Origin of the sequence: Pedobacter sp. R20-19 (assembly GCF_000708265.2) — a bacterium.
Classification (GTDB): domain Bacteria; phylum Bacteroidota; class Bacteroidia; order Sphingobacteriales; family Sphingobacteriaceae; genus Pedobacter.
In genome coordinates, this window is the sequence record NZ_JCKI01000007.1 from 88,759 (window position 1) to 104,208 (window position 15,450).

General features: G+C 34.6%; 13 protein-coding genes. All 13 read right to left on the reverse strand.

Annotated elements, in window-relative coordinates; translation table 11 throughout:
• Window positions 1–133 precede the first annotated feature (133 nt).
• The 13 genes from AN34_RS15750 to tssD (AN34_RS15815) all read right to left on the reverse strand — a co-directional run bounded on the left by AN34_RS15750 (window position 134) and on the right by tssD (AN34_RS15815) (window position 15,321).
• Complete coding sequence (locus AN34_RS15750) at window positions 134–1,138, reverse strand: hypothetical protein (RefSeq protein WP_029286918.1); 1,005 nt, start codon at window positions 1,136–1,138, stop codon at window positions 134–136.
• A gap of 2 nt (window positions 1,139–1,140) precedes the next feature.
• Window positions 1,141–3,270: an OmpA family protein gene (locus tag AN34_RS15755; RefSeq protein ID WP_029286919.1), complete on the reverse strand. Its 2,130-nt coding sequence runs from the start codon at window positions 3,268–3,270 to the stop codon at window positions 1,141–1,143.
• Window positions 3,271–3,745: 475 nt separating this feature from the next.
• Window positions 3,746–4,801, reverse strand: coding sequence for a hypothetical protein (locus AN34_RS15765; protein WP_029286921.1), 1,056 nt, complete (start codon window positions 4,799–4,801; stop codon window positions 3,746–3,748).
• Between the two features lie 373 nt (window positions 4,802–5,174).
• Window positions 5,175–5,783, reverse strand: a complete 609-nt coding sequence (locus AN34_RS15775) for a hypothetical protein (RefSeq protein ID WP_157263334.1) — start codon at window positions 5,781–5,783, stop codon at window positions 5,175–5,177.
• Window positions 5,784–5,786: 3 nt separating this feature from the next.
• Window positions 5,787–8,570, reverse strand: a complete 2,784-nt coding sequence (locus AN34_RS15780; protein WP_029286924.1) for an OmpA family protein — start codon at window positions 8,568–8,570, stop codon at window positions 5,787–5,789.
• A 3-nt stretch (window positions 8,571–8,573) separates the two neighbouring features.
• On the reverse strand, window positions 8,574–9,053 hold the full coding sequence (locus AN34_RS15785) for a DUF4280 domain-containing protein (RefSeq protein WP_029286925.1): 480 nt from the start codon (window positions 9,051–9,053) through the stop codon (window positions 8,574–8,576).
• A 4-nt stretch (window positions 9,054–9,057) separates the two neighbouring features.
• On the reverse strand, window positions 9,058–9,999 hold the full coding sequence (locus tag AN34_RS15790) for a hypothetical protein (protein WP_029286926.1): 942 nt from the start codon (window positions 9,997–9,999) through the stop codon (window positions 9,058–9,060).
• A complete protein-coding gene (locus tag AN34_RS15795; RefSeq protein WP_157263335.1) occupies window positions 10,000–10,935 on the reverse strand; it encodes a hypothetical protein in 936 nt (311 codons plus the stop codon).
• 1 nt (window position 10,936) lies between these two features.
• A complete protein-coding gene (locus AN34_RS15800) occupies window positions 10,937–11,857 on the reverse strand; it encodes a hypothetical protein (protein WP_029286928.1) in 921 nt (306 codons plus the stop codon).
• Window positions 11,858–11,859: 2 nt separating this feature from the next.
• Window positions 11,860–12,036: a hypothetical protein gene (locus AN34_RS21720; protein ID WP_157263336.1), complete on the reverse strand. Its 177-nt coding sequence runs from the start codon at window positions 12,034–12,036 to the stop codon at window positions 11,860–11,862.
• Window positions 12,037–12,038: 2 nt separating this feature from the next.
• Window positions 12,039–13,904 carry a type VI secretion system Vgr family protein gene (locus AN34_RS15805; protein ID WP_051666678.1) on the reverse strand — a complete coding sequence of 622 codons (1,866 nt, stop codon included), beginning with the start codon at window positions 13,902–13,904 and terminating at the stop codon, window positions 12,039–12,041.
• A 333-nt stretch (window positions 13,905–14,237) separates the two neighbouring features.
• On the reverse strand, window positions 14,238–14,633 hold the full coding sequence (tssD, locus tag AN34_RS15810; RefSeq protein WP_029281980.1) for a type VI secretion system tube protein TssD: 396 nt from the start codon (window positions 14,631–14,633) through the stop codon (window positions 14,238–14,240).
• A 292-nt stretch (window positions 14,634–14,925) separates the two neighbouring features.
• On the reverse strand, window positions 14,926–15,321 hold the full coding sequence (gene tssD / locus AN34_RS15815) for a type VI secretion system tube protein TssD (RefSeq protein ID WP_029281978.1): 396 nt from the start codon (window positions 15,319–15,321) through the stop codon (window positions 14,926–14,928).
• Window positions 15,322–15,450 lie beyond the last annotated feature (129 nt).

The window sequence follows — 15,450 nt, forward strand, 5'->3', positions numbered from 1 at the left end:
TACAACTTTTTTTTAAAAGGAATTGGTTTTATATATGAAATACGTTTTGACTTTCCGAATATGCAGATAAAACCTTGAACTATACCTCTTACGCTACCATAATCATCAGTATATTTGACATATCTCCTAAATATTACAAAATTTCAAAAGTATCTTTCCCTTTTGGGATGTGAAGGTATAATTTATTAAATCTGACTCTTGTTTCACCTTCTGACGTTTTATATTTTCCCCAAATAGGCGTTTTATTTTTTAGCCTTAAATCTTCACTTGTTTGTTCCAAACAAACTATTTTTCCATTTCCATATAGGTGCATTTTGTAATTATTCAAAGGTTCAAGTCTGAATGTAGGCTCACTAAAAATAAATTTATCTTCTGGTGCACTTTGAATAATCATTTCTTTACTCATATAGGTAGAAATTGCCTCTGATATATAACCCCTAAATCTTAATCTAAAATAATCATCCATTCTCTTATCCTTAATCAAATTCCAATAATATCGATAGGCCTCCTCTGTTTTTGACAGCAATTCTTTCTGATCCATTTTACTTAGGTTTTTACTATTTTCCCAACCCTCTAATTGATATAGAACTTTGGCATCGAAATCAAAGCTGAATTCGTAATAATCTTTGCCATCACCTATAAATGTTTTTCCATCTGTCTTGGTGGCAGAACGATGAGTTAATAATAATTTTTGGTGTTCAAAACCATTTACAGTATCAGCATTGTTTCTTTCATATAATTCAATTTTAATACTGGTATATTCTGTAAGGTGATTTAGTCCCTTTGTAGTTTGAGGATACAAGCGATAAGTAATAGTTTGTTTTCCAGAACGGTTAATATAGTTGTTTAAGTTTATCGGGGTCATTATAGATCCTTCTTCAAAATATTGAAATCTTGGAACGTCATTTACTAAAATTTCGAAAAAGCACTGCTCATGATTGACATATATATAATATAATGGTTCATTTGAAGAGGGCTTAATATATTTTACTTGTTCTTCCAAATAATTTTGTGCGGTTATTTTTTCCTTGTTGGAGTCAGTAATGAGCGGTTTATTGTTATCCATAGTTTTGTTATCGTCTTGAGTGCAAGCTCCTAAACTTAGGAGGAATAAAAATATTGTTAACTTAATTTTCATTATTAATTATTGGTTTTATAAAATAGATTAATTTTTGCCATGGTAAAGTTTTTATCTTTAAATAAATGAAATTTGGTATCAATGAGATTATGTTCATCTTTTTTATCCCAGGAAGCATCTCCATCTACATTTTCTCTACTCACGCTTAGCTTAACCATTCCCTTAATCCCAGAAAAATAAATTTCATCCTGATAAAATAGGCCTTCAGCTTCGTTTGCGCCATAGGTGCGGGTGTGTATGAAATGCGATTCAAGATTTGCTTGTAACTTAGCATCAATCGGTGCTACAAAGCGACCAAGAAAGTTACTTACACTAAATGGTACAAAAGGTACGCAGTTTACCAATTGAATCCGTCCTTTCGCCATCAGTTGTCCTTCCAATTTAATGGCGTTTTCTCCAATTACTTTCCCGGCACTATTGCTAAAGGATTGTTTTAAGGTATTCGCGATATTAACCTTACCAGCAAACTGTTCGTGAGGAGCCGGAGAAGAAATTTTAATTTTATATTCCTGGTTAATACTACCACTAAACATAATCCTGAGTTTTGCATCAACTCCAGCCTTATCTAAAAGGTTTTGCAATCCTTCTCCCATCTGCCCTTCCGCCTGTTTTTTAGCAAAGTTTCTGGATGCTTTCTCAAAATTATTTTTTAACGGATCCTTATCATCTATTTTTTCCCTTTTAAGATCTTTAAAATCATCGTTATACTCGTATTCTTCCTTGCCTTCTTTATTTGTTACTTTCTCTTTGGTAAGTGCTCTTTGTATCAGGTCTTTTAAACTAAGCGTTTTATCAAACTTTATACCAATTACCGGTTCAGCTTTTACATTAAACTCTGTAACATAATGCACCAAATCTTTATACTTTTCTAAATAGGTGCCGTAGGTAAAGGCAACTTTTGGAAATATAAAATCGAAGCCCAGATCTCCAACCTCTTTTTTTACTTCTTCAACTTTTTTAAGCAGTCTGATCGCTTTTTTAAGTTTAGGCAATTTGGTAGCAGCAGATTCGCCCATGGTCAATACAGCAATAATTAACTCCACCACCATAACCAAAACAGTGAGGGTTAAAATTCCTTTTTCTACCAGATCTCGGTTAGCATCTGTATAGTTTTGTATTTTACTAAATTTGCCACCCACATAATTCCATTTTTTTGCGTAGCCTATTCCATACATTTCTGCTTCTGAAACAAAATAATCAAAAGCCAGGTTTACCATTGTTTCATAACTACTGCCCATAGGAAAGTATTTCATAACGGACATGTACTTATCAATGTAAAACTTTGCCCTTTCTGCCAGTTGTTTAATTCCTTTAATAACTGATATGGATTCTGGCTTGTTTCTATATACAATAGGATAATCCCCATCAAAATCGTAAGTGGCCTGTAAAATCCATAAAGCATCAGTAAAGGCATTGATAACCAATGTGGCCTTATTTGGATTCTGAAAATAGGCACAAGAATGAATACCCAATTCATACCTGTTCGGCTTTAATCCAATTGCCGTTGGAAACATATCCCCTTCAAACGAAAATATTTTCAAGTCTGCTTTTCTACTTTTTTCATCGCCATTAAGCGGGATTTCATTGGTAGGCTCAAAATTATTAAGGTTTACTAAAACATTGCTCTTAATCTGGGTATGGTCATGTCGTTGTTTTTTATCATCCCCCATCATACAACCTTCTGTTACATAATTTTTTACAAAAATGGCAAGATCAACTGCATCTTCTATGTTGGGGGTAATGGTGTTGTAAAAAACAGTATTTAAGTTATTTACCTTAAAGGTGAGTACTGTTTTACGGTTTATTTTATGGATCGGCCGGTCTTCATTGGTGACATAGTCAAACTGCTTTGCTTTCCGTTCACCATATGAAAATGCAGTGAGTTTATTTTGGACCCCATGGGTATAGAAATAGCTCAAAATTGCATTTGCTCTTTTCTCGGTCAAATCATCATTATAAGCATAATCCTTTCTAATATCTGCATATGATTCTATCAATACTTCTACCCTTGAATTTATTTTTAGGTACTTTATAACGTTATTTAGCATTTGCTTATTAGCTGCAGGAACCTCATATTGATCGGTATCATAAAAAATATTTAAGCCGAATGAAAATGGTTCTATGAAACGCACATTTTATGCGGATCCAGACTGTCAAACACTGTTTTAACCGTCTCTCTGTCATGGATATTAATCTGAGAAAAAGAACAAGGATCATATTTAATCGGTTTTTTTTCTTCTTCGCCAATAACAATTGGCTTGTTACCTTTCGGTAAGGGCACTACTTTACTAATTAATTTACCGAAACTGTTTTTTATGTACAAATGCGTTGCATGTTTTAAATCACCTTTCGGGGTAGTATCTTTAACGTAGCCTTTAGCACCATCTACACTTAATTGGATGTAAAATTGTTCTAAAGGTTTCTCGGCACCTATTTCTTTTCTCCATTGTAAAAAATCCTGGACACTGATCTGAACATCCAGGACGCCATTTATATATTTCTGAGTATAGGTTACTTATTTTATGGTTACGATTACTAATTATACAGCTTTTGTAATTAACGCTTCACTATTATATAAGTCTCTAACAGATTTCTGAAATGCCTCAATTAAAAAACAACGAAATCACTTTCACCATTTGGCAAACAAAACCAAATATCGAGTATTAATTCTTCGCTTGTTTTGCTATTTGAAAATGCTAACGCTGAGTTTCCGTCTGTTCTAATAAGCCGAACCAATTTGCCATTACCTGCATAAGATAAAACTTGGTCACCTTCCAAATCCATTATTTCAAATCCGTCATTTATATCATCCAAAATACTTTTTATACGCTGCTTAGTTTCTTGCTCACTTAAGTACATGGTCTTTGAATTTCTAGCTTCAACGATTTTAATAACTTCAATAAGTGGTTTATAATCGCCTTCCTTCGCCTTTGTAATCAAACGTTGATATGCCTTGATTAAAAAGGGTTTAATATCCGTTTTCAAATCTTTGATATAACGCAAAGTATTCCAACTTTGTAATTCATAAGGTACTTCAGCAATAAAGTTAGTAGTATGATAAATAAATGGTTCTCCTACTTTGACTTTCGGTGTTTGATATTTTTCTGAGCCTTTGACAAACATAAACTGCCCATTTTCTACATTTTGCTCTACGATCTTATATCTGATATAAGCTTCTGGATTTAGAATTTTTGTGCCGTCCAAAGGATAACCTTTAACCTCTATTTTTTGTAAGCCACTTCCAAAAACAGCTGCATTAATAGGAATATCTGTGGCAGTCTGCCCATCCAAATTCATTGACAAAATTTCGATATCGTTTACTTTAATTTGGAATTTACATGATGATGCACTAAAATCTAATTGATAATATGGTTGTTTCATCGTTTTATTGCTAATTTGTTTTTGAAAGGTTCTTTTTAATTGCTGCCTTATGTCATATAAAGCATTATCTTTTTGTATTAAATTAACATAGGTTGTGTTGAAGTTTTGGAATTTTCTTTTTTCGAAGTTATAACCATAATCTATTTTATGTATTGTATCAATTGTAAATTGAAGATTATGCTTGGATTGCAGGCTGCTAACTATTGTTTTCGCATCCTGATCATTTACCAGCTGCAGTGAAAACCCAATTACCTTTTTAGGCTTCTGTATCTCTAGTATCACTATCCGATTACGTTCTTTATGCCTGTGGAAATCAATTTCAGTATCAGGAAAAGGTTTACGGTGTAATCTTGCTCAAATGGCAAAAGGTAATAATTAATTCCGTCAATAGTTGTTTTTTGATAGCTGCTTAAATCAATTTTTTTTAGATTACTAATATGATCTATTTGTATGGGCTTTGAGGTATTACATCCCATTGATATACAAATAAGAGCACAAATAATTTTAATAATTAATTCCCGCCAAAAAAACATTCTTTAAAATTAAAATTAATCTGATGAAATCCTTGTTAAAGCACTATTTCATTGAGATATTAATTAATATTTTATTCTAAGATTTAGCAAACAAAATTTAAAGTGATATTTTTTTACAAAGTTTATTTAAGTAAATTCGGGTAACCCATTTTATAGTCATCATAAATTGTATTTATGGTTGTATCAGCAGAGTTCTCAATCCTTGTTCCCTTTTTTACAAATATAAAATTGGTGCTAAAAAAATTATTGCCACTTTTATCAACCGAAATTCCTTGACTGGTAAAAATCCAAGCATTAATTTTGGGGATATCCCAAAAATACGAGTCACCTCTGCCTCTCGTATCACTCTGATTATAATTTGGATATATTTTTTTTAAATAGTTAATAATATATTTAGTTTCTTCTTGATTAACAGAGTTATATTTAAATCCTATATAATTATCTTTATTCTTATTGGTAACAAATATGGATAGGTTATTATAATCAGCAATATTTCCGTTAGGAAAGGAATAAGTAGTAAGTTTAATTTCGCCTATATAATAATTGTCTAGTTTACTCGTAGTGTAGCATATTAACCCAAGATTAGGGTCTTGATTTTTTTTAAGTTGTTTATCATTTTGGATAATGCTTGAAAGATCTGCATCAAATTTTAAGGATAGAAGATTGGTTTTGGTTTGTGATTGACAGGAGATGATCGTCATTCCCATCAAGATAAAAAATAAGTATTTCATAATTTAATTTTTGATTAACGGTATGTTGGCACTTGTTTCAAATAATTTTTCTAAATGTTCTATTATGTCGAATTTTGGAATTACTTCAGGATAATTACCTTCAGCAATTACAACCTTACTATTTTCATCCTGTTTTATTTTGGTTTTATCAATAACAATTTTTTTTGCGAGGCCAACAGATATTGATACAATATATTTGGCATTCAAGCCATCAAAGCCTAAAATCGGTCGATAATATAACCCTTTCTCATCATAAATAATTTTATGTCCAAACGTTATAGATGCATCACCGGAAGCCGAGGCTTCAAAATAAGCATAGGCTTTAACTACAACCATGGATACTTCGCCCTTAACCTTAACACCTACTTTTAACTCAATCTTGAGTTTAGCTTCGGTACAAACTTTCAATCTGGAATCAGACGGCTTACCAACAGTGTTAAATTCAAAATCAGATTTAATTGTAATATCACTGCTAATGATTAAGTCCATATAAACATTAACACTTGCTTTAAAGCCAATGTTATCATTTCCAACATTAATTCCAGTACGCAATTTATCTTGAATTTCATTATATAGTAGTTTCACACCAGGTGCTGCGGCACCACCACTTATTAATCCAGAAGCTCCAACAATTATTGCTGCCAGTAAATCTATAGTAACTTCAAGGCCTATTAAAGGGTTTGCGTTTAGTGTAATCTTTACATCTGTTCCTACTTCTGGTAAATTACTGGAATTTAATACTTTCTTCAAAAACCATTCGCCAGTTAAGGAAAGATTTGGCGGTTTAACCACAAAAGACGCTGGTACTCCAGGTATCGCCTTTTTAACTGCTCCCTTAGTAACACTTGTTATACCATCTGCAATTGATCCGATAGATGAAAAAATATTATAAAGCTTCTTGAATTTACCTTCATATTCTGCTTTTAATTCTGCATCTTCACCGTAAACCGTACCTGATTTATCCCACTGTGCTTTTAAACCAAAATTAAAAGTAGCATCTTTTTGTTTCCAGCGCCGTTCAGCACCAATTTTTCCTGCTTTGCTTTGAAATTCTTTATGTTGTTCTGGAGATAAATTTTGCCACTTAACACTTAGGTCATTATTTAAATTTAGCATGAAATCTAGATTCCATTTAATATCTGGGTATACCTTAACCTTTATTGTCGGATTGTTCCGAACAGAAAAATATCTACAACTATGAATATGAACTGAATAGTCATTAGCAGAACTAAACGAACCAAATTCGGTAAGGTTATTCATAGGCCAGATATAATTTAATGGCATTGGATGATCCTTGCTCATAGTTGATATTGCCGGAATAGTAATACTGCCTACGCTACTAGTTTTAAGGTTAACATTGCTAAGCGTAATATTCTTAGTGTGTTGAGGCCGTTCAAAGCATGCCTTTGTTTCAAATTTAACTGGCTCTATTTTTATATTTCGTGGAGTTGGGCCTCCAATAGACTGATAAATAATTGTTTCTGCATTATGTCCATAATATTGAAAAGAAATATCAACTCGTCGATTGCCCTTATAACTTGCCTCATCCTTGTATTTAATGTTATCACGTCCCATTTTATCATCGGTTGGATTAACTTCTCCATGACCAGAAGTTACCATCCTGACAGGATCAAGTTTACCTTTGACAAAAAATTCCCTCACTGTCTTAGCCCTATTCTCAGATAAGATATTATTATAATTTTGTTTACCTATTACGCAGGCAAAACCATCCAAATGAATGATACTATGCTTATGCTCTAAAAGAAATTGAAGAATATTGTTAAGTTTTTTTAAACTCTCAGACGATAGTTCAGTACTATTAAAGTTAAAAATTATAGGTTCAACAACATCTTCTTTTCTATTAAGAATATTTTTAACACCTGCACCATTGTCAAATACCAGTTCAGGTTTACTGCCTTCCTCTGTAACTGTAATCTGTTCAAATTTGCATAATTCAAATCTAGCGGCATTTTTATCAGGCTCATATATGGTTACGGGAGTTCTGTTTTGTGGTATTTCTACCACTTGAGACACCGTTTTATCTTTTATCCTTAAAAAACGAGCGTGCGCCGTATCACCACTACCAAAATTATCCTGGATGTACTGGCCGGTTACTGGATGTACAACACGAATGTAAAATTCTTCTACACTTGATACATCTTTCATGGATTGGCGCCATAAATAAGTATTAGGGATTTTAAGGTTAATTTCGCCACGGATTACTTCAACAAAATAGATTTTTCTTGTAACTTCATCATCCTTTGGCAATAGTCCAAATGCAGATCTTAATTTCCTAAAAACGCGAACCTCAACATTTTTATAGCCATTTAATCCTTCTGTAAACAGCCTTAACCAAATCAATTCTCCGTAAGAGAATTGGTAGGTTTTGCGTACATCTGCACCACCCTCATTTCTTGACCATCTACTATCATTTATTCTTGCAGGCGATTCACCACGAATTTTCAAACCCGATTTTCCATCAAAATTACCGGTTAAAGAGGCTTCAATATAATAAGTATAAGGTCCACAAAGTGGTTTTGGAATCTTATATCCATATTTGAAGTTACCGGGAATAGTCCTTTGATGATCAATGTAACCCTTATCGTTAAATATTGCCCATTTAACGTCTTTTGTTTTTTCTTGTTCAGTTGTTCCTTCTAACCATTCCCCTACTTTAAACCAAACAAAATCACCAGCCGCCAAAACCAAGAGATGATTAGCTATAGATCCCTTTTTTAATACTCTGCCTTCTCCAGTCCAAATAATTTTCTTTACTCCCTTTGCCATATATTATGATTTTATATCAACTTCAGTGCCTTCAAAGTTTGTTACAGATTCTATTACAGCTTCTGACATAGGATTGAGTTGTGTTAAAACATTTTTGTCTGAATTATCGAAGTTTTGCTTTGAAGGTTCAGACTTTTGTCCATGTTGTACAATTTCTATACAATCAGTTCCCCCCACAGGACAGGTTGCCTTGCTATCTTCAAGCAAAATTTTACCACCATTGGTAAGTATAGTATGTTCATAAAACCCTGACCATTTAGTAACCACAGCTTTGCAAGGCTTGTTGTTCATTTTAGAACATGCACCGAACATATTCTTTTCAAAAGTTGCACCAATATCAACTGTTGTTACGATAGGCTTTGTACTCGCCACCTGATCATTTGCATACTCTTTTGTATGTGTTAGAACTTTTAATTTATCAGGGGCCGAACCAAATTTACACATGCATTGTGCACCTTGAACTACGATATGTTTTTCTGCCATGGTTTTAAAAATTTAATAAACGTTCCCAAAAACTTTTCTGTGGAGGTCCATCCAGTATAACTGATCGAGAGCTTATAGTATTATTTTCATCAAAAGTTGAAAGAAAATCATAATCGAAATCCCTTCCATCTTCGGGAACCATAAAAATTCTAACCTTTACTTTAGCATTTATATACCGACTAATTGAAAAATCAGACATCAAAGAAATGATATATTTATATTTAGGATGCAGGAAATATCTACCTTGATAATTACCAAAAGCCTGTTCAAAATTATCTGTGTTTTCCAACTCAATATTCCCTTCATGAAGTACCTCAATTACCCCAAAACTATTGGGATTCTTATCAAATTTTTCGGCAATCAAATAGTTATCAACATTAGAATTGTTCAGTATTGGGAAGGCCATTTTTTCAATTTTATCTTTTTGATAAACTTTATATAGGGGCTTAAAAAAAGTATTTATCAACCAATCATTCTTGCCAAAAACATTGGTAACATTAAGGGGTATGGCCAACAGTTTTTCCATATTTGCAATATAATAATCAGTCATCTCACCATCGAAGTTACTTAGTAATTTAGATTTAATTTTTGGCCATCTTTTAATAATCTCTTCATGATTATAAACCCTTTCAAACCCTCCATTGTTATCCACTGAAATTACAAGTGGATAAAAAACCTTACCAGCTTCATAAGCCAATCTATCCGCAACAAGTTCAGGGATACCTTCATTTACAAATACCTCACTCGTCCGCTCAATTAGAAATAATGGTTCATTATTACTGCCTGGTTTCAAACGGGAAACCTTAACTTCATACTTAACTTCATTTACACTATTTTCATTTTCGAAGGTGATACATACACCATAGCTAACGGATCGATCAGGAATCCATTTTAACCTCAAAGCTTGTTGGGCTGAATGTTTTTCGATGGGTTTTCCAGCATTCATTTACTTCATTTGTTTAACTAACTTTAATACCTCTGCCTGAGACATATCTGCTTTTTTAACTGCTTGAATATCTCTTCTCATTAGGGTAGTAACCAGGTCCGTCTGAACATTCTTACCTGTTTCTAATACCTGGTCTGTCCATTTTATTACGCCAGTTTGTTGAGGATTAAAAGTCATCTTTCGATCCGTAATCTGCCGGTCTTCTATATTTTGATGCACTTTAATGGCAATCCCTCCGGTGTTGTAGGTTACCGTTTTATAAAAACGCACCTCCTGACCTGAAGAAGCTTTAACAAAAACGATTTTTCCAGCCTGATTATAATTATAAATGCAAGCCCAGGTATCTGTAATTTCATCAGATTGACTTCTTGGTGTAATAATCTTCGCCTGTTTAATCTGCTTGCTAAATTTATCCTGTTTGGAAACCATTATCAATGGGAGCATACTTTCGATTGGATAATTACCAATATTATCTTCCAATAATTTCAACAAACTCAAAACCTGATGTTGATGATTGACCTGCTGTTTAAAGGTACTGTAGTTTGCAGGAAATAAAACATATTGATCAGTTTTACCCACTAAAACCATGTGTTTGCGATCATCAAATGTAATATGAAGACTATCTGTTTCATCCTGATTTGAAAACAGCCTGTTAGCAATAAAGAAAAGACCATTTTTAGTATTAACCATCTTGTAACTGATCGCTTCAGAAACCGAACCATCTGCTATTGAATAGGCAAAATATTCATCACCCGATGGCGTGGAGGTATACAAAATTTTACTAACACTACGTTCATTTTCGTTCGGAGATTTTGATACAACGGTTTTTGTAATTAAAACAGCACGATGCTGGCTGCCAGGCATTTTAATTTGTTGCCCCGCGCAACTCAAAATAATGAGTACGTTTAATATAAATATGTTTACGAGTTTAATCATCTTATGGTGTTACAGGTGTTTCTGAAGTTAAACGTGTAGGGGTTATTTTCCAGAAAATACTCTTACCTGCGGTGATGGTTGCAGAAATACCGTTTGTAGCTTTAGCGCCTGTATTATAATAGAAACTTCCGCTCGTCCAGTATTGTTGATCGTTAAAATCTGCCGCGGGAATTGAATAACGTATCTTCGATTTTTCATTTCCTTTTTTGTCTTTTACCTTTATATGTTCGTGGGTTCCGGCATCATTTTTCAAGTCATGATTACCTGAATCTCCATAGGTTGTGGTTGTTGTACCCTGAGCGGCTACAAAATCATCATAAATACCCTTTGGTATTTCGATAAACTTATACTCATCAAATTTATTCTGGCCAAGTTTATTATATGGATTTTGTTCAGAATTTCCCCAGGCTAAAAAGTCAGTACCATCCCAGAACTCAGCACCATCAGTAAGGTCTTCAATTCCGCGTAAAACATCAATTACAGCATACCTGGCTAGTTTAGATTTATTTTCATTCTTATCCGGAAGTTCTTTTTTATTAGGTACAGAAGAATAGCTGGATGCCATCAGTTCCCGCCAGGTTTTCTTTTTAGAAACCGAGCGGTTATAACTTGCAAAAGCCACACATCTTAGCTCCTTAATGTCTTCATCGCCAGACTCATGACTAACCACATAAGCGATATAGCGAAAATCAGCATGCATAATTGCTTTTTCATTATATTTTAGCAATTGCGTTTCGTCGTTTACAGTTTCAAAATTTTTTGCTGCACTAGCCTGATCGTATTTTTCTTTCGTAGTGATATAAATTTTAGCACTTCCGGCTATGCCGCCAAGATATTCGCCTTCCCGGGTGTAATACACATACTGAACCGAATCTTTAGGTTCTTCCGATGGACTATAATTTCCAAATTCTACGTTCGCCATGTTTAACTTGATTTTCCACCTTGCCCAACAACTTTCTTATTACTGGCTAATATTAAATTATTCCGCCTCGCTTCTATATTAACTTTGCCAGCTACTTTCTGCATATTTCCCGTAACGGTTAACTCATAGGCAGATTTAACCCGGATGCTCATATTTGTACTTGTTTTCTGAATAGCCATGTTTAAAACATTTTGGATTTTTCTGCACTGTTTACCTCTACCGTTTTACCACTTTGTAAGGTCATATTTTCAGACTGACTAAAAATACTAATGGCACTAGCCAGTTCATTTGAGGTATCGGATTGGCGAACAAAGTCTTTGGAAACAAATTCTTTTCTGTGATCAGAATTCTCCTGAATATCTCCGGCAGCACTTAATGAATAATTATTTCCTGCCGTGGTATTTATATCCTTACTTACTGAAATGGTTTGATTGTTCCCGATACTTACACTTTGATCTTTCCCCACCTGCATATCCATATTCTCGCCTACATTAATCTGCATATTCTTGCAATTCAGCGTCATGTTTTCCAGCGCGGTTATGGTAATGTTGTTGCCCTTGGTATCAATATAGATAATGTTCTGGTGCATATCGGTCAGCTTAATCCCTTGTGTACCCTCACTATCATCAAATTCTAGTAAATGCCCGCTTCTGGTAATGATACTTTTGAGGTGATTTTTAATCAACGGGCTGCTATCCACACTCGAACTGTGGTAAACGCTGCCCATCACAACAGGCCGGGCGATGTTACCTTCTTCAAAGGCGATCATCACCTGGTCATTAATCTCTGGAATGGCAAAATAACCCCGGTTACTGCCTCGTTCACCTGTTCCGGCGCTAGGCGTAACAACACGCAACCATTCGGTAACATCATTGGTTAAACATTCCCACTTAAACCTTACTTTAATCCGTCCCTGCCCTTGCGGGTCATTGTTGTCAATCACATCTGCCAGTTGCATATCCGGCTGTGGCTTTTCGAAATTTTTAACCAGAATACGTTCAGTGGTAGCTATCCTTCCCTCAAAAGTATGGTGGTATTTACCATTTTCATTGATGTGGTGATTGATGCTCGTGATCAGGAATTTTCCTAAACTTTCGGTGGTAAATGCCAATTCTTTACGAAGACTCATTGTAATCTCGGCAATGCTGCCAATGCTCAGTTCTGCATTGTCACCTCTGGCGGTAACTTTTAATAGTTCACTGGTATTGGCTTTTTCCTCATTTTCGACCAGCTTTTTAATATCGTTCGAATTATCTACCCGGATTAAAGCGGGTTGATTAAAGGTTTTGCTATAAGTGAGGTTTGATGCTTTGATGGCATGTGATAAATCTGGTGTCGATCCATCCGTTTTTCCTGTGCTTTCACCCTGGAGCATTTCATTCTGATTTGGACTATAGGAGAACCGTTTATTTTTGATCGGCCCGATTTCCATCGCATACTGCATTTCCTGAACATCCCTCCCGTAAAATAAAGAGATTTCGTTTTGTACGTCGGGCTTGCCGAAATTGAGTTGTTTGCCATCATAGAAAAACCACTCATGGTACTCTGCCGAAAGGCGGTTAAGAAAGGCGAAGTCACTTTCTTTGTATTGGATCAGGTAGTCGATTGATGAATCTCTGTCTGCATTGGCCACCACTTTTAAATCGTTGGCCGGCGTATCTTTGGTGGCCAGTTTTACAATCTCATTTAAATCTTTATCTAAATAAGAGCCCAGGTCTGGTCCACGGTCTATTAAAACCGTTGGGCTATAGCCGCTTACAATTAACACCCCGTGGTAGCCGTGGCTCTGCGAGAGTTCTACTTTGGCAACAATCCCTATAAAATGCTGCATCCCTTCTTGCGAATGGCCAAAAGATGCAGTAAGGGATTTGCCTACAAAATCGCGGCTATCATCTAAACTGATCAAGCCGGGCGCACCCATATGGTCGTGGTTAAAACGAAGTTCGAAATGATGGTGATCATTAAAAGCCTGTTTTAAACTGAAGGAAGCAAAGTGTGTTATTTCTTTGCCTTCAATATTGATTTCTGCAAGGAGTTTCTTTTCCATATTGGAGATAAATCAGTGGTTCAACAATTACTTGAAACTTATTCAGAAAGGAATGTGGTGTTCTTTTTAAGAACTAATTTAATTCACGTGCCGTGTTTAAATAAATGTTGGTTTAAGTTTGATGTCCAACGTATAACCGTTAAAATGAATGTTTTGCCATCGCAGATAGGATTAGCTGCAATAACAAAACTTCAATTTTTGATATTACATCGATGAGATATCAAAATAACGAATAATTTAAATGGACTGTTCTGTTAAAAATAAAATTGGATAGCGAAAAGCGACTGGTTTCTACCAATCGCTTTGACTATATTATTTTGTGTCTGAAGCAGACTATGCCTTCGGCCAATCGTTTTCATGTTCTGCATTACCTAATTTTAGTTTTCTGGCTGATACCACAAAAGTAAGTGTCATAGGCGTATTATCGTTTACCGCGATACCTTCACTATATTGAACGATGTAACCATCTTCGAAAGTTAGTTCTTTCATTTTAGCATCCTCTTCGCCTTTTTTGAAAGTAATGGTTCCTGATTGTGGTTTATATTGGTTATTTACCATCGATTCGATTACTGAAGTATCTTCAGTAGATTCGATTTCGATGTTGATCGTTCCACCGTATACACCTGATGACGGACGGCCTTTAGCATCTACATCTCTGTTTAATGAAAAGCTGCACTGTAATACATCAAATTCTTTTGAACCTAATGTTAATCTGGTTTTAAATGCCATTTTGGTAAGTTTTAAATGTTTTTTTTTTAAAAAATGAATTGTGGTTAGATGGGTTAGGTGTTTAAGCGGTTAGTTGGTAAGAACCTGGAAAATGTTTAGATGGGTTATAAGTTTAGATGGGTTAGACTAATATTAAAACAACACAAATTCTAAAATCTGTTTAGATGGTTATAAGGTTAGGAGGTTAGACTATATATTAAATATTATAACTAACCACAAAACGCTAAACTATACTAAACCCTAAACAATACTAAACCAATTAAAGGCACTAAACCCTAAACAATCACCCCGTCTACGCTTTAGGCCAATCGTTTAGATGCTCTGCATTTCCGAGTTTCAGCTTTCTGGCCGAGATCTGGAATTTCAGTGTCATCGGATGATCGCCTACAATGTTAATTCCTTCAGAATATTTAACAATGTATCCATCTTCGAAATCTACTTCTTTCATTTTAGCATCTTCTTCAGTTTTCTTAATCAGAAGTGTCCCCGTAATGGGTTTGTATTGATTGTTGACCATTGCTTCGATAATTGAGGTGTCTTCGGTTGACTCGATCTCAATGTCAATGGTACCGCCGTAAACTCCAGAAGAAGGTCTTCCTTTAGCGTCTACATCGCGGTTTAATGCATAGGCGCAATGAAGCACATCGTACTCCTTGCCCGAAAAATTCAATCTAGCTTTGAAAGCCATAGTTTTAGGGTTTTGGTTAAAAATTGGTTCCTTATAGCATACGCTATTAAACCATAACCAAATATCAAGCCATCAGTACTTTAAGTGAGAAATAAAAAAGTAGAATTTTAAAAAAAAATGTTGGAAACG

Excerpts from the sequence above, each read along its gene's own strand:
- AN34_RS15800 (WP_029286928.1), bottom strand. The coding sequence starts at position 11,857 with ATGGCGAACGTAGAATTTGGAAATTATAGTCCATCGGAAGAACCTAAA.
- AN34_RS15805 (WP_051666678.1), bottom strand. The coding sequence starts at position 13,904 with ATGGAAAAGAAACTCCTTGCAGAAATCAATATTGAAGGCAAAGAAATA.
- AN34_RS15790 (WP_029286926.1), bottom strand. The coding sequence starts at position 9,999 with ATGAATGCTGGAAAACCCATCGAAAAACATTCAGCCCAACAAGCTTTG.
- AN34_RS21720 (WP_157263336.1), bottom strand. The coding sequence starts at position 12,036 with ATGGCTATTCAGAAAACAAGTACAAATATGAGCATCCGGGTTAAATCT.
- tssD (WP_029281980.1), bottom strand. The coding sequence starts at position 14,633 with ATGGCATTTAAAACCAGATTAACATTAGGTTCAAAAGAATTTGATGTA.
- tssD (WP_029281978.1), bottom strand. The coding sequence starts at position 15,321 with ATGGCTTTCAAAGCTAGATTGAATTTTTCGGGCAAGGAGTACGATGTG.
- AN34_RS15795 (WP_157263335.1), bottom strand. The coding sequence starts at position 10,935 with ATGATTAAACTCGTAAACATATTTATATTAAACGTACTCATTATTTTG.
- AN34_RS15785 (WP_029286925.1), bottom strand. The coding sequence starts at position 9,053 with ATGGCAGAAAAACATATCGTAGTTCAAGGTGCACAATGCATGTGTAAA.
- AN34_RS15780 (WP_029286924.1), bottom strand. The coding sequence starts at position 8,570 with ATGGCAAAGGGAGTAAAGAAAATTATTTGGACTGGAGAAGGCAGAGTA.
- AN34_RS15775 (WP_157263334.1), bottom strand. The coding sequence starts at position 5,783 with ATGAAATACTTATTTTTTATCTTGATGGGAATGACGATCATCTCCTGT.
- AN34_RS15750 (WP_029286918.1), bottom strand. The coding sequence starts at position 1,138 with ATGAAAATTAAGTTAACAATATTTTTATTCCTCCTAAGTTTAGGAGCT.